Genomic DNA, 22,230 nt, shown 5'->3' with positions numbered 1-22,230 from the left:
TAAGAGTTCCCAGTTAAGAGTTCCCAGTTAAGAGTTCCCAGTTAAGAGTTCCCAGTTAAGAGTTCCCTGTTCCCTGTTCCCTGTTCCCTGTTCCCTCTTACCCAATTAGTAATTTAGCATCACAAGTACCGAAGAACCTTTTATTTTGAGATGTCTAATCATAGATTCTCAAATTTTACTAATCCAATTAAATTGGCACTTTTTTTAAAGCTTCTGTGAGTTCCGTTATTACCAGTGGTTTAGCCAGAAAATCATTCATACCTGCATCTAAGCAAATTTGACGATCTTGGACTAAAGCATTAGCTGTTAAGGCAATAATCCAAGGTTGAGATATATTGGCTTCCCGAATCATTTTTGTAGCGGTTATACCATCCATCTCTGGCATTTGCATATCCATTAAAATCACATCATAAAGTTGATTTTCTATCATGGCTAATACCTCTAAACCATTGTTGGCAATATCGGCGGTATAACCAAGTTTTTTCAAAGTCATAAGAGCAACCTTTTGATTAACTTTATTATCTTCTGCCAGAAGGATTTTTATATCAATTTTGTTGGTTTCTCCTTCTTTTTTCTCATTTTCGTGAGCATGTTTAGTAGTTAAACTAGAAGCTAAAACTTCCTTAGTAATAAAAGTAAAATAAAAAATTGAACCTTGAGTTTGAGTATTTTCTGGATTGAATACCCAATTTTCAGGAGGATTACCAGCAACATTACCAAGACTTTCTACCCAAATTTTCCCTCCCATTAATCCCACTAAACTCTTACTAATTACTAAGCCTAAACCCGTACCACCATATTTACGACTAATAGAAGTATCACCCTGGTTAAAAGGCTGAAATAGTTTTTGTAAGTTCTGCTTATTAATGCCAATGCCTGTATCTTTAATAGTAATCATGATTTGATATGCTGGAAATCCTTGATTATTGACAATTATTTGACTATTGACTGAAAGATAAATTCCACCATATTCAGTAAATTTGATGGCATTGCCTACAAGATTAAGTAAGATTTGACGCAAGCGCGAACTATCTCCTAAAAGATAAGCAGGAATATCATCAGCAATAGCATATTCAAGGTTAATATTTTTCTTAGTTGCTTGTGTAGATAGAAGATTACAAATGGATTTAATGATATCTGTTAATATAAAAGGATGTTCTTCTAATTGCAAATTTCCTGATTCAATTTTAGAGAAGTCAAGAATATCATTAATAATAGTTAAAAGCGCATCACCACTATCTCGAATAGTATGAACTAAATCTCTTTGTTCTTCTGAAAGATTCATCATAGCCAGGTGTTGAGTTAAACCAATCACACCATTCATCGGGGTGCGAATTTCATGACTCATATTTGCTAGAAACTCACTTTTCGCTTTAGTTGCAGATGCAAGTTCGACATTAGAAATAGATAGTTGTTCATTGGTTTCTTTCAATTTTGCTTCAATAATTGCTCTTTTCATTAACTCCTCTTGCAGAATTTTAGTATTTTCCTGAATTTTACCGGCCATGTGATCAAATGCAATGGAGATTTGGGTAAGTTCATCCGATCCTGATAGTTGGGTTCTGATATTCAGATCACCTTCAGCTAAACTATGACTAGCTGCAACTAACTGAGAAACTCGACGAGTTAGAGTTAATTCAAAGAAAAACCATAAGCCTATACAAAATATACTTAATAAACCATTAAATATTAGAGATCGTCTTAAAGCATCATTATAAGCCTGTCGTTTAGTACGGGTAAGATCATATTCAAAAAATAAAATTCCTACTCTAGAAGGGCGTATTTCGTTGGGCAAAGTCTGTAAAAGAACAGGATAAATTGCTATTAGCTTTTGCTTATCTTGAGAAAGTATTATATTTCCTGTAAATTTTTCTCGTGCAGTCCTTAAATCATCCCTATAAGGAGCAGCAATGGTTTTATTAATGGGAGTATCTATAAGTTCATAACGGTTTGATAGGTGAACAGTATTTTTATCATCAATTAGCATGACTGAATTTAAGTTTGGGTCACTGCCAAGTTGACTAATAATAGTAATTTCCGCATCTTCAATATCTGATCTTCGATATAAATAATCTAAAATTCTGGCTGTTTGTCCTGCGGAAATTTGGACGTAATTTTTAGTAGTTATTTCGGTTTTTTTATATGTTTCATAAATTTCTTGATTAAAAGATGTTATTCCCAATAAGCCGCCGCATAAGATTAAAATTGACGGAATTGAAAATCTTAGGGGGAGGGGAAAACTTTTCATGAGGATTTTCCACTTTATAATTTAGCATTTTTAATAAACCGATCATCGAGTAAATTTACAGGATCAATTGCCTTTGGTAACAATTTATTTTCTACCATTATCTGTACAAGTTTTCTCATGCTATTTACTAATGCAGGATCGCTTTTATCGAGTAGTTTTTGATTTTCTTGCAAATTGGGCTGACGTAATCCCTTAAAGGCGTTTAAAATTTGTTCCGGGGTTACTTGGGTACGTTTAGCTATGCGACTGGCTGCATCTTGAGGATTTTTTTCCAAATAATCTAAGGCGCGAAATCTTCCATTGACTAATGATTGAATGGTATCAGAAGAATTAGTTATAGCTTCTTTATTTACAGCCAGAATATCTACAATTTCTCCAGGAATTTGGCTACTATCAAATAATAATTTTGCTCCGGCTGCTAATAGTTTGATTCTAGCTGGACCAAAGGTAACAACAGCATCTACTTTTCCTTGTTTATAAGCTCGTTCATGTTCAGTCAGTTCTAAAGAAACAATCTGAATATCTTTCACAGACATTCCATTTTTTTCCAGCGCGCGACTTATAAAAAAAGCTCCTAAAGCAGTTGATTCGACACCTACACGCTTTCCTTTTAAGGCTTTTATATTAGCAATTTCGGGTTTGCCTAAAATTACATCTCCACCATGAGAAACATCCATGATGGTAATAATTTTAATATTGTCTTGAGTTGCTGCTATGGATAAAGCTTGGTCAATTGATAACCCTGCTCCTTCAATTTCATTATTGCGATAAGCTCTTACTTCTTCTGTTCCTGAAGGATAATCTACTAATTTGATCGGTTGTTGATCATAATAACCAAGATCGCGGGCTAAGTATAGGGTTTCATAGCCTGTCCACAGATTCGCACCAATACGTAATGGCGATGATGGTGCGGTGGTACAATTTGTGATAGCGATCGCTAAAATACTTGTAACTATGCTGAAAATCAAATATTTTACGAATTTAATCCACAAAATCTCTAATCCTCTCTTTGTTAGTATTATTTAATAATTTATACTTTGTGTTGAATATATATTTTATTTCAGAATCTGAAATTTTACCCGTTCAATTTTTGTGGGATGGGCTTCTAGTGCGACCGAGTCTAAGCGCAGACAAGATTTGTACTGAGCTTGTCCAATTATGCCTACCCCCCAAGAAGTAATTGAATATTTTTGTTGCCAATTATTAACTAAGTAGGTTAACTTTAAAAGTTGTCGTTGGGGCAAGGGAACAGGGAACTGTGAGATGTGAACTTTTCTTCACATACCTTTAAATTTTTCGGTTCACCTACTTACTTTTCCCAAAAACGAAAATTGAAAGTTGTTGAGGCGCGACGGGAACGTTGGCTGGGTTTTCTTTTGCGTCTTTTTGCACTTCTTTCGCTTGGTTCTTCTATATTTTCTTCTGGCATTTCTCGTGATAATTGTGTTTGTAGGGTGTCTTGACTACGCCACCAAGAAATAATCCAGCCACCACCCACACCAGCAATACCACCAAACAAAATACTCATGGGTGCTGAATAACCTAAAAACAGACAAACCAGCATAAACACCAACCAATATTTTAATCCAGCATCAATACCATCATTAGGTGCTACTATGGTGGAATCCGGGTTATTTTCATTTGCGTTTGTGATTAATCCTAAACTCACACCACCCATCATACCCACAAATAAACTCAGGGGAAATGAAGCCCCAGCAATTCTGGCAATAATGAATAAAAATAACCCAAATAACAGTTGAGAAGGAAAGTTAGGGGAAGAAGATAAAATTTCGCTCAGAAGATTGTTCTTTGGTGCCATAAGATTAGGAATTAAAAATTAAAAAGGCAGAATCAAGAAGTTTTTGACGTATTTTTTACGGCGTAAAGGTTTCATCTAAACCTCCAGGAGACCCCCACCAAAACTGTACTCAGTTTGGTGATGGGAGGAATGGAGGTTCTTAGGGATAGGTTTACTAAACCCTAATTTACTAGAGGCACAATTAAATCAATCCTGATAATTGTGCCTCTAGTGGTTCAGTTGTATCTACAACTGTTAGATAAGGTTGTTCTTGACCTGTAAATGGTTCAAATTGCTTGATTTGGGATGCTAATAAATCAGCAGTAGCATCAGCAATATCCCCTGTGCGCTGTAGTAGTCGTTGTGTTAAAACTTCTACAGGTGCGGAACAATTAATAATGTGTATGGGTAATTGGTGCTGGGTTGCTTGGGAAATAGCTGCGGATCTTAAATCCTGGCGATCATATTTAGCATCTAAAATCACAGACCAACCTTGATTAGCCAGTATAATTCCTAATGCTAACAATCGGCTATAGGTTTTTTCGGTCATTTCCGGTGTATAGATTTCATCCCCACCTCTTTCTAATAGGGGAATTCCTGCTAAATGCTTACGCACAGCATCGGAACGTAGATGAACTGCATTGAGTTTTCGGGCTAAATATTTAGCTGTGGTACTTTTACCAGCGCCAGATAACCCGGACATTAAAATCAGTTTTCCCTGTTGGGGTTTGGTATATTCCCATGCTTGACGATAGTATGCGGCTGCTGTTTTTGCCGATTCTTCCTTTACGGCATCGGGGATGTTAGGATCATCTAATAAAAAGGAACTCACTTTAGCCCGCACATAGGCTTGACGGCTTAAATATAAAGGTAATACCTGTAAACCTTCCCAATCTCCCGTTTGCTCTAGATAGGCATTTAAAAAGGCATTTCCTAAGTCTTTCCTGCCTCTGGCTTCAATATCCATGACTGTGAATGCCACATCATACATGACATCAACAAAGCGGAAAGGCTCGTTAAATTCGATGCAGTCAAACAGCATGACTTTATCATGCCACAAAGCAATATTTCGCAGGTGTAAATCGCCGTGACATTCACAAATATAGTTATTGTCAATTCTGCTTTTAAATAATTCTGGATGTTGAACAAAGAAATTATCGGTATATTGTTTTGTTTCTTCAAACTGTTCTTGGGTTTGGGGACCACCAATATAGTTTTGTGCTTGTTGATAATTCTCATCAATGGCTAACCGCACTTGGGAGACTTCCCCAAAACTGCGAATATAATCATTTGTGACTGCTTGAGCATGATATTGAGCTACAACTCGTCCCAATTCTTCTAAGTAGCTTTCCTGTAACTGCCCACTGGCAAAAAGTTCACTAAATAGGGTTTCTTGGGGAAATTGACGCATCTTAACGGCGTATTCTACAGCCTCACCTGTACCACCTAAATAGTATTGTTGACCGGTTAAAGTTATGGGGACAACTTCTAAATATAATTCACCTGCACCTCTTTGATTTAAACGTAGTTCTTCGTGACAAAAATATTGTCGTTTTTCTAGGGTGGAAAAGTCTAAAAAACCAAAGTTGACTGGTTTTTTCAGCTTGTAAGCATAATCTCCTGTTAACAGGACGTAAGAAACGTGAGTTTGAATGAGTTGAATGGGTTCTGTTACGGGATGAGGATAAAATCCTGGCTGTAACATTTGTTGGATGAAGGTGGGAAGGTTTGTTTCTGTCATTTTTATTGGTAATAGGGAACAGGGAACAGGCAATAGGTAGGCACGAGGGAATAGAATTTTCTCTCCTACCTCTTGTCAACTGTCACCTTCTCTTTGCCTTTTTTTACAAAAAAACCAGGTTTAACCCTGGTTCTCTTAGTTATTATTACCTGAATTTTAGGCTTTATTGCCAGCAAAAAAACTGAGGTGGTAAGGTGTACCTTTGGCTGGGTGAATTTGCACTTCACGGATGACGGTTGTACCAGTCCACTGTAATTCAGGGATGCTGAGTTCTACTTCGGTTTTGTTAGGTGCAGCTTGTTTGAGTAAGCGTTCTACAACTTTAGCGTCAAGAACTAGAGAAATTGATTCAATACCTTTGTGTCCATACAAATTGGCAGGAATTAAGCCAGAACGACGTAAGGCTTTAGGTTTGCTACCTTCTGGACGTTTTTGAGATTCTACTGCGATCGCCATATAATTTGTTAGTTGTTGGTTGTCTGTTATTTTGCAACTGACCACTGACTACTGACTAAACAGGCATACCGTTGGGGTACAACAGTGCGCGTTTTGGTCCGTGAATAGGGTCTTCTACAATGATGGTTTGATCACGACTTGCTCCCAAGGAAACAATCGCGATCGGGACTTCCATTAATTCAGCTAAGAATTTGAGATAGTCCAATGCTTGCTGTGGTAACTCTTCCAAGGTACGACACTGACTGGTTGGGACTTTCCAACCGGGGACGGTTTTGTAAATGGGACGACAACGAGCAAACTGACGGGCACTGGTGGGGAAGTGTTCGCAGCGTTGGCCATCAATTTCATAGGCCACGCAAACTTGGATTTCTTCTAGTTCATCGAGGACATCTAGTTTTGTAATGGCCATACAGTCCATACCATTGATGCGAACTGCATAACGCCCAATGACAGCATCAAACCAACCACAACGGCGTTTTCTGCCTGTGGTTGTGCCAAATTCCGCACCGCGATCGCCGAGTAAGTCACCAATTTCCCCATTTAATTCTGTGGGAAATGGCCCTTCGCCGACTCTGGTAGTGTATGCTTTGGATACGCCAATGACCCGATCTATCATTGTTGGCCCTATACCAGTACCCACACAAGCCCCACCAGCGACAGGATTAGAAGAGGTGACATAGGGGTATGTCCCATGATCTAAGTCCAGGAGTGTTCCCTGCGCGCCTTCAAACAAGATGTTACGTCGTTTTTGCACAGCATCATATATTTTTATTGATGTGTCCACCACAAAAGGACGTAATCTTTCTGCATAACCTAAATATTCTTCAATTACCCCTTGGGGGTCAAGAGGAGGAATATCATACAACTTTTCTAAAATTGTGTTTTTATAATTGATTGTCCATTCCAATTGCTTACGCAATCCTTGGGCATCCATCAAGTCTAACATCCTGATGCCCGTCCGTTCGGATTTATCAGCATAGGTAGGACCAATACCTCTACCGGTTGTCCCAATTTTATGATTTCCTCGCCGTTCTTCTGATGCCTGATCAATTAGCCGATGGTAAGGCATGGTAACATGAGCCGTCTCTGAAATCAACAGATTAGCCGTAGAAATATTTAATTTTTCAAGTTGTTCGAGTTCTTTTATCAAAACCTGTGGATCTATAACTGTTCCACAGCCGATAATACACTCTGTATCTGGATACAATATACCAGAGGGAATTAAGTGCAGTTTAAATGTCTGACCTTGGACTACTATGGTATGTCCAGCATTGACTCCCCCCTGGTAACGCACCACCACATCTGCGGAGCGGCTGAGTAAGTCAGTTATTTTACCTTTTCCTTCATCGCCCCACTGAGAGCCTATGACAATGACGTTAGCCAAGAGATTATATTAAAGGGTAAAGTTTCCACAAAGATCAATTGTTAACAGATTTTTTAGGTTTTGTCAACAAAAATCATTGTTAGTGGTTTAGGAGTTAAGGTTTACCCAGTTAATGGTTAATGGGGTTCACACCGGAAAATTATCAAAAGTTCGGTATGGTATTACAAAGAAACAGCCTATGTCATGATAATGCCATGAACAAAACTATTGAAGTCCACTCCAGTGTATCAGCCCTGGTCAATCGGGCGCTAGAATTAATCCTGTCCACAGTGGAAACTGCTATTAGTGAACGAGGGCAATTTACCATTGCTTTATCTGGTGGTAGCACACCAAAACCATTGTATGAAGCCATAGCTAATCAGAACTTACCCTGGGATAAGATTCATGTATTCTGGGGGGATGAGCGCTATGTGCCAGCCGATCATCCCGATAGCAATGAACTGATGGCACGGCGTGCATGGTTGGATCGGGTAGCTATCCCAGCAGTAAATATTCATGCTATACCGACTTTAGCTGCTAATCCAGAAGTGGATGCTGCTAAGTATAACCAGCATCTGCAAACATTTTTTAAGTCTACATCTGGAGAGTTCCCCCCATTAGATGTAGTTTTACTAGGAATGGGTGATGATGCCCATACTGCATCTTTGTTTCCCCATACAGAGGCTCTAAAGGTGTGCGATCGCCTAATTACTGTGGGTAATAAAGATGATAACCTCCGCATCACCTTTACCTACCCATTCATTAATGCGGCTCGCAATGTGATTTTTCTGGTTGCCGGTGCTAACAAAAGACCGGCTTTAGCAAAAATCTTTGCACCCGTAGCTGATGATTTCATCTATCCATCTCGCTTAATTAAACCCCAGGGCAAGCTTTACTGGTTGCTAGACGCAGCCGCCGGTTTAGAACTTAAACCCTAATTATAGGCAGTGGTATGGCTAACACCACGCTATGCTATCGGCTGACGCTCACGGAAGCCTCCTTGACTTACAATCTGCTGTATTCTCAATCTAAGTAATTGTTAGCATCGGAAGAAAGCTAAAGTTACATTTGTACTTATGCTGTCATATTTTTACAACGACCTTCACTAAGGCTTAAATCCATGATCGTCTGCCCTAATTGCAATCATCCCAATCCAGACGGTGCTGTTCAATGTGAAGCTTGCTATACGCCGTTACCCGCTACAGCTAAATGTCCTAATTGTGGGGCAACTGTACAATCCGATGCCGCTTTCTGTGGTCAGTGCGGCTATAACCTTAATTTTCACGCTAATGCTGTAGCAGCAACCACAGCCACCGGCACCATTGCCCCTAATCCTGTACAACCAGTGGCCTTGGTAACTCCTGAGCCTATCATGGAACTGTTAAAGCCAGATGCTTTAGGAATTGCCACACCTAACCTACCACCAACAGCTATAGTTGCCCCATCCACACCACCGGCGGTAGTACAGGAACAAGCTGTTTATGTTCCCGCTATACCTGCACCTGTAACGTCAGAACCAGAGGTTTATATTCCTTCACCTCCAGCAGCAGCACAGGAAGTTTACATTCCCGCTACACTCACATCTCCACCAACAGCACCAGAACCAGAAATTTATATTCCCGAAGCACTCACACCTCCACCCGTAGCACAGGAAGAGGAAGTTTATATTCCTCCTGCCTATGTACAGCAGATCGATCCGATGACAATTCCTGAACCACCAAAACCCCCTGCACCAGCCAATATTTCTAAAACCCAATTACAGCAATTAGTAGCTCGGTTATTCCATGTTCAAGCTAGTCAAGAAATAGAATTACCACAAAATCTATCGGTAATTCATATTGGTAAACCTAATGATCGCATTCCTCCAGATATAGATGTTTCTGGATTTGCTAATTCTGAGATTGTGTCTCGGATTCATGCAGATATTCGCATTGAAGGTGATTCTTGTTATGTAGAAGATGTGGGTAGTTCCAATGGTACTTACATCAATAATTTGCCTCTCTTACCAGGAAATAGACACCGCCTCCGTCCGGGGGATCGCATCAGCTTAGGTAAGGGTGATTTAGTTACTTTCTTGTTCCAACTTTCTTAATTACCAATTAGAAATTTCACAACCTATTACAAAGCGTTACAGCATATTTCATTCAAATGAGGTACAACCATAATCAAACTTTTGTGGTGCGGGCATCCTGCCCGCAAAATGTGTACCTCATACCTTTGCAAACAGTTGTAATATCTGAGGGCGGAGTTTACCCGCCTTTTTTTGCGTAAGAATTCACCGAGTCAGGATTCACCGAGTCAGAATGCTTATAAAATCAGGAATACAGGCAAGTGATATTTTCTTAAAAATCATCATAACTTACTCCAAAAGCCTTGATTTTCCTGACTTAGAGTATTTTCTATCCTGAATCCTTACTTTTTTGCTCAAGACTCAACATCTGAAAAGTTCTGGGTATTACAACGATTCATCGCCTTTTCTACCCCTTGTTTAAAACTAAATTCTACACAGTCAACCATAAAGTCTAAAACTTGGGATATGACTTTATTTTCAGCCGCAGAAAATCGTCCTAAAACATGAGAAACGGTATGGGAATTATCCCCATCTATTGCACTTTTGGGTTTACCGATACCAATTCGTAATCTGGGGAAGTTTTGGCTATTGAGGTGGGAAATAATGCTTTTCATGCCGTTATGTCCACCCGCAGAACCAGATAAGCGTAAACGAGTTTTTCCCAAGGGTAAATCCAAATCATCGTAAATAACTAATACTGATTCGGGAGGTAATTTATACCAACTGGTTACAGCTTGTACTGCTTGCCCGGAACGATTCATATAGGTTAAGGGTTTAAGTAAGCGGATTTTACCGTTACCGGGTGCAGTACCTTCGCCAAACTCGCCTTGAAATTTACGATTTTCAGCTACAGAAATTTGCCAAGCATGAGCAAGACTATCTATAGCTGCAAAGCCAATATTGTGGCGAGTTTGGTCATATTTTGGTTCTGGGTTTCCTAGTCCCACAATTAGCTGGGGAATTACCAAAGCCTTGGGTTTTACTTCTTCATCCTTCATCCTTGTGTGTTTTCCTGCTGGTGTTTTCCAGCTTCAATGTGTTTTGTTTCTAATTCGGCGGTTGTTTGGACAGTTTCTTTTAACTGTTCAGCTTCTCGTTTAAATTCAGTTTGAAATTCATTAGAAGCGTCTTGAAAACTGCGAATGGTTTTCCCTAGACTGCGGCCAATTTCTGGTAATTTCTTGGGTCCAAATATTAATAGTGCCACTACCATAATTACAGCCATTTCTGGTAAACCAATACCAAATATATTCATTTTGCTCTCCTGTAAAGAAAAAACCCGGACAAGCCGGGTAGAAGCTAATTTTCATATTAGCGCTATTGCTAAATAGGTATTAGCCACCTAAACTGCGCCAATCAACAAGCACATCCTGAATTAACAGAGACTTGTTATAAACTTGGAGAATAATTAACAGAAATACCAGAAATAACCCCATAAAAGCACCCATTAAAGGTGTTGTTCCCCAACCTGGAGATACTTTACCATACTCAGCATTTAAGGGTCTGAGAATATCTCCCAACCTAGTCCGTTGTGCCATAGTTCACCTAAGATCAGTTGCCAAAGCTTTTTTTAAATTTTCTTAGACATTCCTCAGCCTGAATAGACTGGGGATTCTTGGATTGTATTTATCTGTGTTAGATTAACCTAGCTACAGATTTAACACTTTGCGTTTACTCGTAATCACGAATAACCACCCAAGCTTTATATCCATTAGCGGATAAGTTCCCGGTTGTCTCACGGTACGCGGATTACTCCAAAAGCTTTTCTTAAATTATCGCAGTTTGTGATATTTGTTGAGCTATATTCGTGAAGGTTTTCCCTACATTTACAAAACTACATAATTTACGGTCTACTAATGGGGCAAGATTACCTGATGGTTTAATGAATATTTTAGGTTAGTCAAATAGGATCAAACTCAGACAGATAGAGACTTTCACCTATGCCAACTGTCACCTGTTCCCTGTCACCTGTCACCTCCTCTAGTTACTGATCTGATATTTAAGTTAAATTTTGTAATATTCTATAAATATAACTCTCATAATATGTATCTAAATTTATGGAATTTGAACCCGCTACAGTGCTGGGAATTTCCTTTTGCGCGGCACTTGTTGCTATTACTGGTATGGCAATTTACACATCTTTTGGACCCCCTAGCCAAGAATTAGATGATCCTTTTGATGATCACGATGATTAATCTATAGTAGGAGGCAGAGGTGAGGAGGCAGGAGGCAGGAGGCAAAACCTTATCCTGTATGATTTTTAAGCTTCAGTTCCTATCTCATTCAACTGCATACCGCTATATCTGTATTATTAGCAATTTTTTGGTGGGCATTGCCCACCCTACTAATTAAAATTTTGCCAATATCAATAGGACTTACGCACAAAGCAATCAAAAACCTGATTCTTTCGTAGGGGTAATTCATGAATTACCCCTACTTTCGTGGTGTTTTGCGTAAGTCCTGATCAAATCGAATAAAAATTTTGGATCATTTTTGAGAAATTGGTATCCTTCATCATGCTAGGATAACAGGCTTGGGAATTTAAGTAACATCAAATAAAGTCTAGTAAAAAGGTAACTATCAAATGTTGAAGAATGACAAGTGGATAATTGAACAAGCAAAGAAAGGAATGATTGAACCATTTGAACCTAGTTTACTTCGCACTATCAGTTTAGAATCTGGCGCAGAAGTACCTGCATTGAGTTATGGTTTATCTTCCTATGGTTATGATATACGGTTATCACCTAAAGAATTTTTAGTATTTAAACATATTCCTGGAACAGTTGTTAATCCTAAAAAATTTAATCCCAAAAATCTAGAATCTGTTGATTTACAACATGATGAAGATGGAGATTTTTTTATTATTCCTGCACATTCTTATGGACTAGGAGTAGCATTAGAAAAATTACAAATGCCTCCTAATGTAACTGCAATTTGTTTGGGAAAAAGCACTTATGCCCGTGTTGGTTTGATAGCAAATATCACACCGGCGGAGGCTTCGTGGAATGGCGCACTTACCCTGGAATTTAGTAATTCATCAAGTGCTGATTGTAGAATTTATGCCAATGAAGGAGTTGTACAATTATTGTTTTTAGAAGGAGAACCATGTCAAACTACCTATGCAGATAGAGTAGGTAAATATCAAAATCAGCCTGAAAGAGTGACTTTAGCTAAAGTATAAAAGAACTAAGGCATTTTTTCAAGGTGAAGCAGCAGAAACTGACCAGTTAGAAAGTGATATCGCTCAAAAGGATGCTGAGATTGAGTCTTTAGTGGAAACAGCACAGGAATTATTAGAGTATGAAGGATGAACTAACCGCAAGGGTGAAAAAGATTAAAGAAAAAATCATTATGATTTACTTGCGGAACAGTTAGAGAGGTCTTTAAATGCTGTTAGAAGAATGGTTATTTTTGTGTTTGAGAATTTTTGGGATAAATACGCGGTTGCTGCTACGATGGTGGAACGAGAACGGGAGGAGACGTTACAAGAGTTAAATGATTTTTTGAGGAATTTGAATTATATTTAAAAGATCCCCGACTTCTTTGAGAAGTCGGGTATCTGAGAATTTCAAGTTTAACAAGTTAGAAGATGAGGAAAAATCATCATGGTACAAGCAGCACCAAAACTAATCACTGTGAATGAGTTTATTACTCAATATGGTGACAATAATCATTATGAATTAATTGATGGGGAATTAATCGAGATGGAACCCACGGGACTACATGAACAAATATCAGCTTTTACCAGTCGTAAACTAAATGTAGAAATTGATCATCAAGATTTACCATATTTTACGCCTTCTCGCTGTTTGGTTAAACTTTTGGGAACTAATACGGCTTTTCGTCCTGATGTGATTGTACTGGATCAAACTCAATTAATCAATGAGCCTTTATGGCAACAAGAACCTGTAATTACATCAGGAAAATTAATTAAATTAATTGCGGAAGTTGTGAGTACAAACTGGCAAAATGATTATGCTCGCAAGGTTGAAGATTATGCTTTATTAGGTGTACCTGAATATTGGATTATAGATTATTTGGGTTTAGGTGGTAGAGAATATATTGGTAAAGTTAAGCGGCCAACTATTACTATTTGTAAGTTAATTGAAGATGAGTATCAAAAGCAGTTGTTTCAACATGATGATCTACTTATTTCTTCTCTTTTCCCCAGTTTACAATTAACTGCAAAACAAGTTTTAACTGCTGGTGGTAGTGTAAATATAGTAGGTAGATTGTAGTTACGCGAAAACGACAGTTTTTTTAACTTTCATCAACTAACCAAACACTCTCTAATTTTTTCAGTCAAATTATCAACCGATGAGGTAAGATTATGCAGTTGGAAATTCAACTTGATGATGAGGCTGTTCAAAAACTTGCGTATATTCAGGAACAAACAAATCAAGACTTGAGCGCGGCGATTAAACAAGCTATTGAGCAATATTACAACCAAATTAACACTACTAATAAGGCACCATTAAAAATATTTCAAGAACTTGGTTTAGTTGGATGTTTTAATGGTGATGCTGATCTGTCGCTTAATTATAAAACTAAAATGGCTGATTATCTTAGGGCTAAACAAGAAGAAGATAGATTATGATTATTGTTGATACGGGTGCTTTTTTAGCGTTTAATTGGCGGATTATGAAAGCCCCAATTTTTGTAGTAGGTAAATATCAAAATCAGCCTGAAAGAGTGACTTTAGATAAAAATACTTCACTGCTATAAAAAAGTTACATCTTCATATAAATCATCCATATTTCCCTGAAAATTAATACTTTGGAACTCAAAAGATGATTCTGTATAAGATTGTAATACCCATAACCCTTGATCATTACGCCGGAAACAATCTACTTTAGGTTTTTTAACATCAATTAAAACATATTCTTGTAAAGTTTCTATATTTTGATAATCTGCAAATTTATCACCTCTATCAAACGCTTCTGTAGAATCTGATAAAATTTCAATGATTAAACAGGGGAATTTTTTATAATTTAATAATCCTTTATCTCTTTCATCACAAGTAACCATCACATCAGGATAGTAAAAACGATTTATTGCTTCTATTCTGCTTTTCATGTCAGTAAAAAAAACTCGCCACCCACTACCGCGAATGTGATTCCGAATGAGAGTGAAAATATTACCTGTTACTGTAATATGGGGATCGGAAGCACCAGCCATTGCGTAGATGTAACCGTTGATGTATTCATGTTTGACTGGGCTTTTTTCTTCTAGTGCTAAATATTGTTCGGGAGTGATGTAAATATCATGATTAGCGATCATATATTTAATGTAGTTGGTCAAGATTTTTGAGTTTTATTATAGCAGTTTTATTGGTAATTTTATCAAAATACTTATTTTAGGACTTAAGATTAAGTAGGTGAATCGAAAAATCCCTTGCCCCAACGACAATTTTTAGTGCTAACCTACTTATGTGTTTTTGATTTAAAATAGTTTTAGGAAAGCAGGTAATATAACCAGTCAGGTACATAAGAAATGGTATACAGCTTTACATTCCCACAAGAGATGATTAATAGCATTCAGGAAAGGATAGAAGTCCTGGAAAGATGCTTAAATGATGCAAACCCGCAAGATGAAGCAGTGGCGGATATGATTGAGTTATCTAATAGCAGACAAGTATCTCTGAGTCAGCTTACGGAAGAGTTTAGACAATTCCGTGAAAAATTTCTTAGGAGTATAAAGTTGTGTGAAATTTTTATAGAAAAAGGAACACAGGGTCAAGTAGTACCTCTAGCATTCGTTAGGTACAATTTCTTAGAAAAAGAAATTGTTGAGAAATATTGGGATTTTTTCATCCGAGTATTCAAGATAGAAACCATAAAAAAACAGACTATACAATGGATTGATATATATCAATTAACCAAAAATGAGGATGAATTTGGAGGCGATAAAACCGTTGAAAAATACGTTTTATACATTTTATTGGAAACTCAAAAACACCTATTACAAACCTTAATCAAAGCAAGCTTACGAGTTAACGCATTAACGGAAGAAGAAATTAATGCTTTTAATTTAGGAGATATAACACCCCAAGAATCAGAAGCTATGTTAATTTCTTTAGCATCTACCAAAAAATGGGATTATGTGTATAGAAAACTTGCATAGTCCTAAATTTATTGATAAAGAAGATGTATTAAGCATACATAAAAAGCAAATTAACTTATATGGTGGATCAGATGGTATCCGCGATGAAGGTTTATTAGATTCTGCTATTTATCAACCTCAAGCAAGTTTTGGGGGTGAATTATTACATCCTACTATTGTTGAACAAGCAGCAGCATATTTATTTCACATTACTAATAATCATGCTTTTATAGATGGAAATAAACGCACTGCTTTTGATGTGATGGTGACATTCTTGAACTTGAATGATTATGAACTGAACATGACACCAGAAGAAGCATATCAATTAACAATGCAGGTTGCTGATAATAAAGTTAGTAAAGAAGACTTGATTGAGATATTGAAAGATTGTATTATAGAATTATTTTAAAATATCAGTTGAGATGTGGTGCGTTACGCTGTCGCTAACGCACCCTAGGATTAAACTGTCACACCTTCCAATTCCTCATCACTCAATTCATATAATTGACGCAATTTATCTAACTTCTCGTTATCAGCTTGCCATAAACCACGTCCCGATGCTTCTAACATTCTCCCCAAAATATTTCTAAAAGCTTCAGGGTTTGCTTTGCGTAACTTTTCCGCCATTTCTGGATCTAAAGCATAGGTTTCTGCCGCTTGATCATAAACCCAATCATCTTGAAAATCAGCAGTACCACCCCAACCAATTAACGCCGTCATGCGTTGAGAAATTTCAAAAGCACCGCCAGAACCTTGGTTAGCCATTGCGTCAGCCCATTTAGGATTTAATAACTTAGTTCTGTACTCCATTCGTAATAAATCATCTAAATTTCTGGGAGTGGTATCTTTAGAAAAACTCTCTACAAAACTAGCTGTAACTTTTTTCCCACTTTGCTGTTCTGCGGCTTTTTTCAAACCTCCGGTATTGGCATAATATTCCTGAATATCAGTTAAACCATATTCTACTGAATCTATTTCTTGAACAATGCGATCGCTTGTTTTTAATAAAGTCTGCAAAACTTCCGGTCTAGCTTGTCCTTTATCATTTCTACCATAACTAAACACATTGCGAGTTTCCCAAGTTTTACCCAACTCATCGCCATTTTCCCAGTTACCATCAACCACCCTATCATTAACCAAAGAACCAAAATCACCAGAGGGGTTAGAAAACAATCTCGCTGAAGAATTTTCTACACCTTGCGCTTTTAAAATTAAAGCGTGTTTTCTAATGAAATTCATTTCTTCTGGTTCATCAGCATCAGCAGTACGTTGAAATAAATCATCTAATAATTCAATGATATTTACAAAACTATCACGGAAAATACCCGATAGATTTCCTAACACATCAATGCGCGGATGTCCCACCTTTTCCAAGGGAATTAAATCATATCTAACAATGCGTCCCGTTCCCTCCTTCACAGGTTCAGCACCAACCAACTCCAAAAGAATTCCTAAAGATTCACCCTTAGTTTTAATAGCATCCAAACCCCACAATAAAACCGCCACAGTTTCAGGATATTTATGATGTTCTGCCAAATGCTGATCAATAATTTTCCTAGCAATTTCCCTACCTCTTTCATAAGCAGCAGGAGAAGGCATTCTATAGGGATCTAAAGCGTGAATATTCCTACCAGTTGGTAACACACCCGCACCATCTCTTAACAAATCTCCACCAGGTGCAGGAGGAATAAACTCACCATTTAAACCCCGTAAAAGATTCGTTAACTCATCAGTAGACTGATTTAATAAACCTGTAATTTCCTTTCTTTCTTCTTCTCTTCCTTCCTCGTGTTCTTCGTCCCTTCGTGGTTCATTCTCTCCTCCAAAATAGGCATCCAAATAACCAGTTAACTCCTCCTCATTTGGTGCTTCCCCTAAAACGTGCAGCCCAGAAGAAAAAAGACGATTTTCGAGAACTTGCAGATACTCATATAACTTTACCAAATAATGATCAAAAGCATGATTACTGAACATTCTCACATTTTCCGGTGTGAATGGAATACCCAGCTTTTTGGCATCATCAAAAGGACAATCTATTTCCAAACCAGTATCAAGAATCTTCTTACAAATTCCTTCCTTTAACAGATAATTTTTTTCTGGATCTTCCCGATATTCGGCAATTAAATCGCGTAAATTCACCAACTCCTTATATAAACCAGCGCGACCATAGGGCGGCACATTATGAGAAATTAACACCCCATAACCGCGACGTTTGGCTAAAATTGATTCTGAAGGATTATTAGCAGCGTATATATATAAGTTGGGCAGATTTCCCAACAAAATATCCGACCAAGAATAACCAGTATTTCCTAAAGGTGAACCTGGCAACCATTCAACCGTTCCGTGCATTCCAAAATGAATAATTGCATCAGCTTGAAAATCATTTTGCAACCATTTATAATAAGCAGCATATTGGGGATGGGGGGTTAAATCTCGTTCAAACATTAACCGCATCGGGTCGCCTTGTATACCCAACGGCGGCTGGACACCAATCCAAATATTTCCTAATTGCACACCACCAATATTAAATTCATCGCCATAGGTTTTAATACCGCTACCTGTGAGATATTTCCATTGTTTTTCAATACGGGTTGTATTGAGATATCCTAACCATTTTTCTAAGGTTCTGGCATTGACTGTAGAACCCCCGTAAATGCGGGGGGATATGATGGTTGTGTTAAGGGTGGGATTAATTTCATCTGCTTCTTTAATTTGGCGAATTAATTCTTCTCCATCTTCGGGAATTTCGCCGACATTATAACCCTGGTCTTTAAGTGCATGAAGTAATTTAATTAAACTGCGGGGAACATTTAATAATGCAGCCGTTCCTACCGCACCATAGCCGGGAGGAAACCCATATAAAATGATGGCAACTTTTCTTCCTGCTGCTTGTTTTTGTTTTAATGAAACCCAGTTTTTAACTCTATCAATTAAACGCTGTACCCTTTCAGGAACTAAATAAATATTTTCTCCAACTAAACCACCTAGAGGAATGGTATCAATTGCCCCATCTAATTCAGGAAGTGCATATAAAACCACACTTTGTAAACCGCCAATTCCTTGACGAGTCCAGGAATAAATATCTTGAATTAATAAAGGTGCAGCAACAATATAAGGGATATTTTTAGCTGTGAGAATGCGTTTAGCAACTTCAATTTGTCGTCCTGCTTCCATTGAACCCGCAGGGCCACCAACCAGAGGAAAACCTATTGTAGAAATTATCGCATCAACTTTTACTGCTTCGGAAGAAAGGGAAGGAGTTTCTATATTTCCTTGTTTTCTTTGTTGGGTTTCATAGTCGGTTGTCATCCAGTCACGCACAGCAACATGACCTTCAACTCCGTTAATAAAAATTGGTAAGGGTATTAAACCTGAGTTTTCAAATTTTCTAATTAATTGCGGTATGTAATTCTGTTTTGTAATAACGTGCTTTCGATAAAGTAAAATTCCGATAACTGGTAAATTCTTTTTTCCCTGTGATCCACTGAGCTTGCCGAAGTGTTCCCTTCTTTGATACCATTCAAGATATGCTTTTGGTGATGTAAAAAACCCTGGATAGTCGGGATGTAATAAACCCATGTTAGGGGTTTCGATGGGTGCAGGAATATCACCAACTTTTAAATTTAAGTATTTTTCCGCCAGTGTCCAAAATAAAGCGGCTACGTTTTCTGTGCCACCGGCGTTCCAATAACCGTAAATAATTAACCAGTTGCGGAGGTCTTGGACTTTTTGCACTGGGACAAATTTTAACAACTTGGGGCCAATTTTTAAGAAACTGATATAACCAGCAAGTTTGTCCTCCTCTTTACCGTTGCTGAATTTGTCAAGAATGAATTTAACGGGTTTTGGCATTCCTGTAGGTTTATCACCAATAGAAAACGCGCCTATTTTGGTTAAACTCATTAATTCTAGGGCTGATTCAAATATAAGCCGAATGGGAATACTGGCGATATGTTCCCTTAACCATAAAATCTGGTCATAGTCGAAAATTAAACTACCGAAAAATACATCAGCATCTTTAAGTGCCGCTTGTACTTCATCGGGGTTGGTGGTAATATTGCGATCGCTAAAAACGCGAATATCCAACTCAGGACAGCGAGAACTAGCCAAAAAAGCCGCTTCTCGGTACAATTGGGCATTAAAAGACTCAAACCCAGCAATTAGGACGATACGTTTCATTGTGCTTTTGCTATGAAATATTTCTTTACCTTGATCTTAAACATTGTTAGGGATTAATGGGAGAATCTCTACCTAGAGATTAGAATTAAGATTGGTGCTTTTGGGAATTATATTAACAAGTAGTAAACTACTGGAATACTTACCAAGTCAATTAAGGAGATAACGATGAAATTTGGGATTGATATTGGTCATAACTGCCCTCCTGATAGTGGTGCAAACGGCATTAAATCAGAAGATAAGTTAACAATGGAGTTAGGGAATAAGATTATAGCCAAATTAGAAAGTTTAGGACATACAGTAATACCATGTAAACCGAATAGTGCTAGGACAGTAAATCAATCTTTAGGCAGGCGTTGCGAGAAAGCCAATAATAACAGAGTAGATTTTTTTGTATCTATTCATTTTAATGCTTTTAATGGACAAGCTAATGGGACAGAAGTATTTGCTATTAGTGATGCTGGCAGAAAAGTCGCCCAAAAGGTATTAGATGAAATTGTTAAGTTAGGCTTTTTTAATCGTGGGGTTAAAAGTGGTTCACACCTTTATGTTCTCAGAAGAACAAATATGCCTGGAATTCTCATAGAAGGTTGCTTCATTGATTCAGCCAAAGATATGCAACTATATGATAGTGAAGCAATGGCTAACGCCATAGTTGCTGGTTTAACAGGTAAAGTATCAAATACTTCCACTCCTAACCCTACTCCTAGCATACCAATTCCTGTACCTATTGTGCCTGTTAATACTGTTATAGATGAAGAAGGTAATAAAGATAAGAGCATTTTGAGACTACAACGGGCTTTAAATCGGCTGAAAATTACTGATAAAAATAATAGACCCTTAGCAGAAGATAATGGTATGGGACCAGCTACATCTTCTGCAACGGAAAAATTCCAGAGAATTGTCGGCATTTTACCAACAGGAATGGCAAGTAATACTACCTGGGATGCTATCAATCAAATTTTGGCTAAACGAGTGGTTCAAGGCACTCATACCAGTGGTGTAATTATCAAATATTTACAATATCGTATAGGTTCTCAACCCGATGGGATTTATGGACCAAAAACTCAAGCAGCAATCAAAAAATTTCAACAACAAAATGGGTTAACTGCTGATGGTATTGTTGGGACAATGAGTTGGCAGAAATTGATAGGTTAGTAGCAAATTTTCATCCTGATAGTGCGGGCTTATTGCCCGCTATTAGCATAACTCATAAATAGGGATTCAGGATACAGAAAACTTGATATAACAACGAACAGGGAAGATAAAACAAACATCTTCTTTATTCTGAAATCCTGAACTCATAAAAAAATCACCAATTATTTTGGTGAAATTTGTAAAATGTTTGACTTAATAAAGGGCGAACGATGGGACTTGAACCCACGGATGGTGGTACCACAAACCACTGCCTTAACCACTTGGCTACGCTCGCCATTTAACTTACTTTGCAAGTATAGCACAACTTTAAAAAAAAGATCAAGGTTTTTTGCTAGAAATTAGATAATTTTCTTGGTAGTCTTTTAAAAACTAACAACTACACCGGATGGGGCTAGATATGAAACCTTTAACTATGCTGATATGTGTAGGTGCTGCGAGTGTTAGCATTTTAGGAGCAATTTTGACCAAAACCAACCCAAATCAGACTAAGTATGAAGAATATGCACTCGACAAAGTGACGACATATTTAAAAACAGATGTGTGCAATAAAACGCCAAGTTTCTTGGAAAAACTAATTAAAGTCAATTGTGAGGGCATGCTTCAATCTGCCATGCCACATCTCAAAGAATTGATTACCACTACAACCAATCGCCAAGATTATCTCATCTTTAGTATTTATCGCACGGAAATTAAACTGGATTCTGTAATTCCTGGTTACAAATTTGAAACCGTCGGAGCATTGAATCAATTTTATACTTTCAATGCTGAACAAAAATAAATGAGTATAAATTAAATCAAGATTTAACTATTCGCCGTAAGTCCCCCACTGAATTTGGAGTACCAAATTCAGTGGTGGGATATAAGGCGGGAAAAACCGAAATCGTTCTCAACTAATACGAGGTGTAGGACCTTGTAAGGGCAAAGAACATTTGAGGTTTTTTGTAAATATTATCTATGAGATGGATGAAGAATTCCCAAAATTTCGTGATAAAGTTGTAGAATCTTGACCACCAATGCCGTAAGCGAAAACCAAGCTAGTAGGTAAGTGTCACAAGAGAAAGATTTGGGTCTTGGGAATCAGGACTTCTGCCCTTGGAGGGAATGTCAGACCAATAGA

At 37.7% G+C, this 22,230-nt stretch carries 22 protein-coding genes and 1 tRNA gene; 11 read left to right on the top strand and 12 right to left on the bottom strand.

The features are described 5' to 3' along the window. Window positions 1-187: 187 nt before the first annotated feature. The 6 genes from CUN59_RS00890 to CUN59_RS00860 all read right to left on the bottom strand — a co-directional run bounded on the left by CUN59_RS00890 (window position 188) and on the right by CUN59_RS00860 (window position 7,627). Window positions 188-2,248: an ATP-binding protein gene (locus CUN59_RS00890; protein WP_104386068.1), complete on the bottom strand. Its 2,061-nt coding sequence runs from the start codon at window positions 2,246-2,248 to the stop codon at window positions 188-190. A 14-nt stretch (window positions 2,249-2,262) separates the two neighbouring features. Next, window positions 2,263-3,240 (bottom strand): ABC transporter substrate-binding protein, encoded by a 978-nt coding sequence (locus tag CUN59_RS00885; RefSeq protein ID WP_243406823.1) that lies wholly within the window; start codon window positions 3,238-3,240, stop codon window positions 2,263-2,265. Between the two features lie 317 nt (window positions 3,241-3,557). After that, the gene (locus CUN59_RS00875; protein ID WP_104386065.1) at window positions 3,558-4,067 is read right to left on the bottom strand and encodes a hypothetical protein; all 510 of its coding nucleotides are present in this window, start codon (window positions 4,065-4,067) and stop codon (window positions 3,558-3,560) included. 181 nt (window positions 4,068-4,248) lie between these two features. Then, window positions 4,249-5,787 (bottom strand): bifunctional aminoglycoside phosphotransferase/ATP-binding protein, encoded by a 1,539-nt coding sequence (locus CUN59_RS00870; protein WP_104386064.1) that lies wholly within the window; start codon window positions 5,785-5,787, stop codon window positions 4,249-4,251. Between the two features lie 156 nt (window positions 5,788-5,943). Next, the gene (gene rplY, locus CUN59_RS00865; RefSeq protein ID WP_104386063.1) at window positions 5,944-6,243 is read right to left on the bottom strand and encodes a 50S ribosomal protein L25; all 300 of its coding nucleotides are present in this window, start codon (window positions 6,241-6,243) and stop codon (window positions 5,944-5,946) included. A 55-nt stretch (window positions 6,244-6,298) separates the two neighbouring features. Continuing rightward, window positions 6,299-7,627, bottom strand: coding sequence for an adenylosuccinate synthase (locus tag CUN59_RS00860; protein ID WP_104386062.1), 1,329 nt, complete (start codon window positions 7,625-7,627; stop codon window positions 6,299-6,301). 194 nt (window positions 7,628-7,821) lie between these two features. Here CUN59_RS00860 and pgl point away from each other — a divergent pair, with 194 nt between their 5' ends. Together pgl and CUN59_RS00850 are read left to right on the top strand one after the other, a co-directional pair. Next, window positions 7,822-8,544 carry a 6-phosphogluconolactonase gene (pgl, locus tag CUN59_RS00855; protein WP_104386071.1) on the top strand — a complete coding sequence of 241 codons (723 nt, stop codon included), beginning with the start codon at window positions 7,822-7,824 and terminating at the stop codon, window positions 8,542-8,544. A 182-nt stretch (window positions 8,545-8,726) separates the two neighbouring features. After that, the gene (locus CUN59_RS00850; protein WP_104386061.1) at window positions 8,727-9,698 is read left to right on the top strand and encodes a double zinc ribbon and FHA domain-containing protein; all 972 of its coding nucleotides are present in this window, start codon (window positions 8,727-8,729) and stop codon (window positions 9,696-9,698) included. 332 nt (window positions 9,699-10,030) lie between these two features. On the opposite strand, the gene pth is transcribed toward CUN59_RS00850, so the two are convergent. The 3 genes from pth to psbH form a co-directional block, all read right to left on the bottom strand. Beyond that, entirely contained in the window at window positions 10,031-10,675 is a 645-nt protein-coding gene (pth, locus tag CUN59_RS00845) for an aminoacyl-tRNA hydrolase (RefSeq protein WP_104386060.1), read from the bottom strand. Beyond that, window positions 10,672-10,932, bottom strand: a complete 261-nt coding sequence (locus CUN59_RS00840; RefSeq protein WP_104386059.1) for a TatA/E family twin arginine-targeting protein translocase — start codon at window positions 10,930-10,932, stop codon at window positions 10,672-10,674. Before CUN59_RS00840 ends, pth begins: the two co-directional genes overlap by 4 nt. Window positions 10,933-11,011: 79 nt before the next feature. Then, the gene (gene psbH / locus CUN59_RS00835) at window positions 11,012-11,215 is read right to left on the bottom strand and encodes a photosystem II reaction center phosphoprotein PsbH (protein ID WP_104386058.1); all 204 of its coding nucleotides are present in this window, start codon (window positions 11,213-11,215) and stop codon (window positions 11,012-11,014) included. A 519-nt stretch (window positions 11,216-11,734) separates the two neighbouring features. Between psbH and psbN the strand changes: the two genes are divergently transcribed. The 5 genes from psbN (at window position 11,735) to CUN59_RS22260 (ending at window position 14,402) form a co-directional block, all read left to right on the top strand. Further along, entirely contained in the window at window positions 11,735-11,872 is a 138-nt protein-coding gene (gene psbN, locus CUN59_RS00830; RefSeq protein WP_104386057.1) for a photosystem II reaction center protein PsbN, read from the top strand. Between the two features lie 389 nt (window positions 11,873-12,261). Next, the gene (dcd, locus tag CUN59_RS00825) at window positions 12,262-12,858 is read left to right on the top strand and encodes a dCTP deaminase (RefSeq protein ID WP_104386056.1); all 597 of its coding nucleotides are present in this window, start codon (window positions 12,262-12,264) and stop codon (window positions 12,856-12,858) included. Window positions 12,859-13,282: 424 nt separating this feature from the next. After that, window positions 13,283-13,915 carry a Uma2 family endonuclease gene (locus tag CUN59_RS00820; protein WP_104386055.1) on the top strand — a complete coding sequence of 211 codons (633 nt, stop codon included), beginning with the start codon at window positions 13,283-13,285 and terminating at the stop codon, window positions 13,913-13,915. A gap of 92 nt (window positions 13,916-14,007) precedes the next feature. Next, window positions 14,008-14,274 (top strand): ribbon-helix-helix protein, CopG family, encoded by a 267-nt coding sequence (locus CUN59_RS00815; RefSeq protein ID WP_104386054.1) that lies wholly within the window; start codon window positions 14,008-14,010, stop codon window positions 14,272-14,274. Further along, window positions 14,271-14,402: a hypothetical protein gene (locus CUN59_RS22260; protein ID WP_279327281.1), complete on the top strand. Its 132-nt coding sequence runs from the start codon at window positions 14,271-14,273 to the stop codon at window positions 14,400-14,402. Before CUN59_RS00815 ends, CUN59_RS22260 begins: the two co-directional genes overlap by 4 nt. Here the strand turns inward: CUN59_RS22260 and CUN59_RS00810 are convergent. Then, window positions 14,397-14,957 (bottom strand): Uma2 family endonuclease, encoded by a 561-nt coding sequence (locus CUN59_RS00810; protein WP_104386053.1) that lies wholly within the window; start codon window positions 14,955-14,957, stop codon window positions 14,397-14,399. The two genes, CUN59_RS22260 and CUN59_RS00810, sit on opposite strands and share 6 nt — an antisense overlap. Before the next feature lie 213 nt (window positions 14,958-15,170). Between CUN59_RS00810 and CUN59_RS00805 the strand changes: the two genes are divergently transcribed. Both CUN59_RS00805 and CUN59_RS00800 read left to right on the top strand, forming a co-directional pair. Next, the gene (locus CUN59_RS00805) at window positions 15,171-15,800 is read left to right on the top strand and encodes a hypothetical protein (RefSeq protein ID WP_104386052.1); all 630 of its coding nucleotides are present in this window, start codon (window positions 15,171-15,173) and stop codon (window positions 15,798-15,800) included. Then, a complete protein-coding gene (locus CUN59_RS00800) occupies window positions 15,778-16,188 on the top strand; it encodes a type II toxin-antitoxin system death-on-curing family toxin (RefSeq protein WP_243406822.1) in 411 nt (136 codons plus the stop codon). Before CUN59_RS00805 ends, CUN59_RS00800 begins: the two co-directional genes overlap by 23 nt. Before the next feature lie 50 nt (window positions 16,189-16,238). Here CUN59_RS00800 and bchH read toward each other — a convergent pair whose 3' ends face one another. Further along, complete coding sequence (gene bchH / locus CUN59_RS00795) at window positions 16,239-19,958, bottom strand: magnesium chelatase subunit H (protein ID WP_104386051.1); 3,720 nt, start codon at window positions 19,956-19,958, stop codon at window positions 16,239-16,241. Between the two features lie 165 nt (window positions 19,959-20,123). On the opposite strand from bchH, the gene CUN59_RS00790 reads away from it, so the two are divergent. After that, window positions 20,124-21,113 (top strand): N-acetylmuramoyl-L-alanine amidase, encoded by a 990-nt coding sequence (locus CUN59_RS00790; protein ID WP_104386050.1) that lies wholly within the window; start codon window positions 20,124-20,126, stop codon window positions 21,111-21,113. A 201-nt stretch (window positions 21,114-21,314) separates the two neighbouring features. Here CUN59_RS00790 and CUN59_RS00785 read toward each other — a convergent pair. After that, window positions 21,315-21,387, bottom strand: a tRNA-His gene (locus CUN59_RS00785). Between the two features lie 123 nt (window positions 21,388-21,510). On the opposite strand from CUN59_RS00785, the gene CUN59_RS00780 reads away from it, so the two are divergent. Then, the gene (locus CUN59_RS00780) at window positions 21,511-21,891 is read left to right on the top strand and encodes a DUF4359 domain-containing protein (protein WP_104386069.1); all 381 of its coding nucleotides are present in this window, start codon (window positions 21,511-21,513) and stop codon (window positions 21,889-21,891) included. Window positions 21,892-22,230 lie beyond the last annotated feature (339 nt).

Source organism: Cuspidothrix issatschenkoi CHARLIE-1 (genome assembly GCF_002934005.1).
GTDB classification, from domain to species: domain Bacteria; phylum Cyanobacteriota; class Cyanobacteriia; order Cyanobacteriales; family Nostocaceae; genus Cuspidothrix; species Cuspidothrix issatschenkoi.
This window is presented reverse-complemented; position numbering and strand designations above follow the sequence as displayed.

Coding starts and splice junctions, on each gene's coding strand:
- CUN59_RS00890 (WP_104386068.1), bottom strand. CDS start 2,248: ATGAAAAGTTTTCCCCTCCCCCTAAGATTTTCAATTCCGTCAATTTTA.
- CUN59_RS00875 (WP_104386065.1), bottom strand. CDS start 4,067: ATGGCACCAAAGAACAATCTTCTGAGCGAAATTTTATCTTCTTCCCCT.
- CUN59_RS00870 (WP_104386064.1), bottom strand. CDS start 5,787: ATGACAGAAACAAACCTTCCCACCTTCATCCAACAAATGTTACAGCCA.
- rplY (WP_104386063.1), bottom strand. CDS start 6,243: ATGGCGATCGCAGTAGAATCTCAAAAACGTCCAGAAGGTAGCAAACCT.
- pgl (WP_104386071.1), top strand. CDS start 7,822: ATGAACAAAACTATTGAAGTCCACTCCAGTGTATCAGCCCTGGTCAAT.
- CUN59_RS00850 (WP_104386061.1), top strand. CDS start 8,727: ATGATCGTCTGCCCTAATTGCAATCATCCCAATCCAGACGGTGCTGTT.
- pth (WP_104386060.1), bottom strand. CDS start 10,675: ATGAAGGATGAAGAAGTAAAACCCAAGGCTTTGGTAATTCCCCAGCTA.
- CUN59_RS00840 (WP_104386059.1), bottom strand. CDS start 10,932: ATGAATATATTTGGTATTGGTTTACCAGAAATGGCTGTAATTATGGTA.
- psbH (WP_104386058.1), bottom strand. CDS start 11,215: ATGGCACAACGGACTAGGTTGGGAGATATTCTCAGACCCTTAAATGCT.
- psbN (WP_104386057.1), top strand. CDS start 11,735: ATGGAATTTGAACCCGCTACAGTGCTGGGAATTTCCTTTTGCGCGGCA.
- dcd (WP_104386056.1), top strand. CDS start 12,262: ATGTTGAAGAATGACAAGTGGATAATTGAACAAGCAAAGAAAGGAATG.
- CUN59_RS00820 (WP_104386055.1), top strand. CDS start 13,283: ATGGTACAAGCAGCACCAAAACTAATCACTGTGAATGAGTTTATTACT.
- CUN59_RS00815 (WP_104386054.1), top strand. CDS start 14,008: ATGCAGTTGGAAATTCAACTTGATGATGAGGCTGTTCAAAAACTTGCG.
- CUN59_RS22260 (WP_279327281.1), top strand. CDS start 14,271: ATGATTATTGTTGATACGGGTGCTTTTTTAGCGTTTAATTGGCGGATT.
- CUN59_RS00810 (WP_104386053.1), bottom strand. CDS start 14,957: ATGATCGCTAATCATGATATTTACATCACTCCCGAACAATATTTAGCA.
- CUN59_RS00805 (WP_104386052.1), top strand. CDS start 15,171: ATGGTATACAGCTTTACATTCCCACAAGAGATGATTAATAGCATTCAG.
- CUN59_RS00800 (WP_243406822.1), top strand. CDS start 15,778: ATGTGTATAGAAAACTTGCATAGTCCTAAATTTATTGATAAAGAAGAT.
- bchH (WP_104386051.1), bottom strand. CDS start 19,958: ATGAAACGTATCGTCCTAATTGCTGGGTTTGAGTCTTTTAATGCCCAA.
- CUN59_RS00790 (WP_104386050.1), top strand. CDS start 20,124: ATGAAATTTGGGATTGATATTGGTCATAACTGCCCTCCTGATAGTGGT.
- CUN59_RS00780 (WP_104386069.1), top strand. CDS start 21,511: ATGAAACCTTTAACTATGCTGATATGTGTAGGTGCTGCGAGTGTTAGC.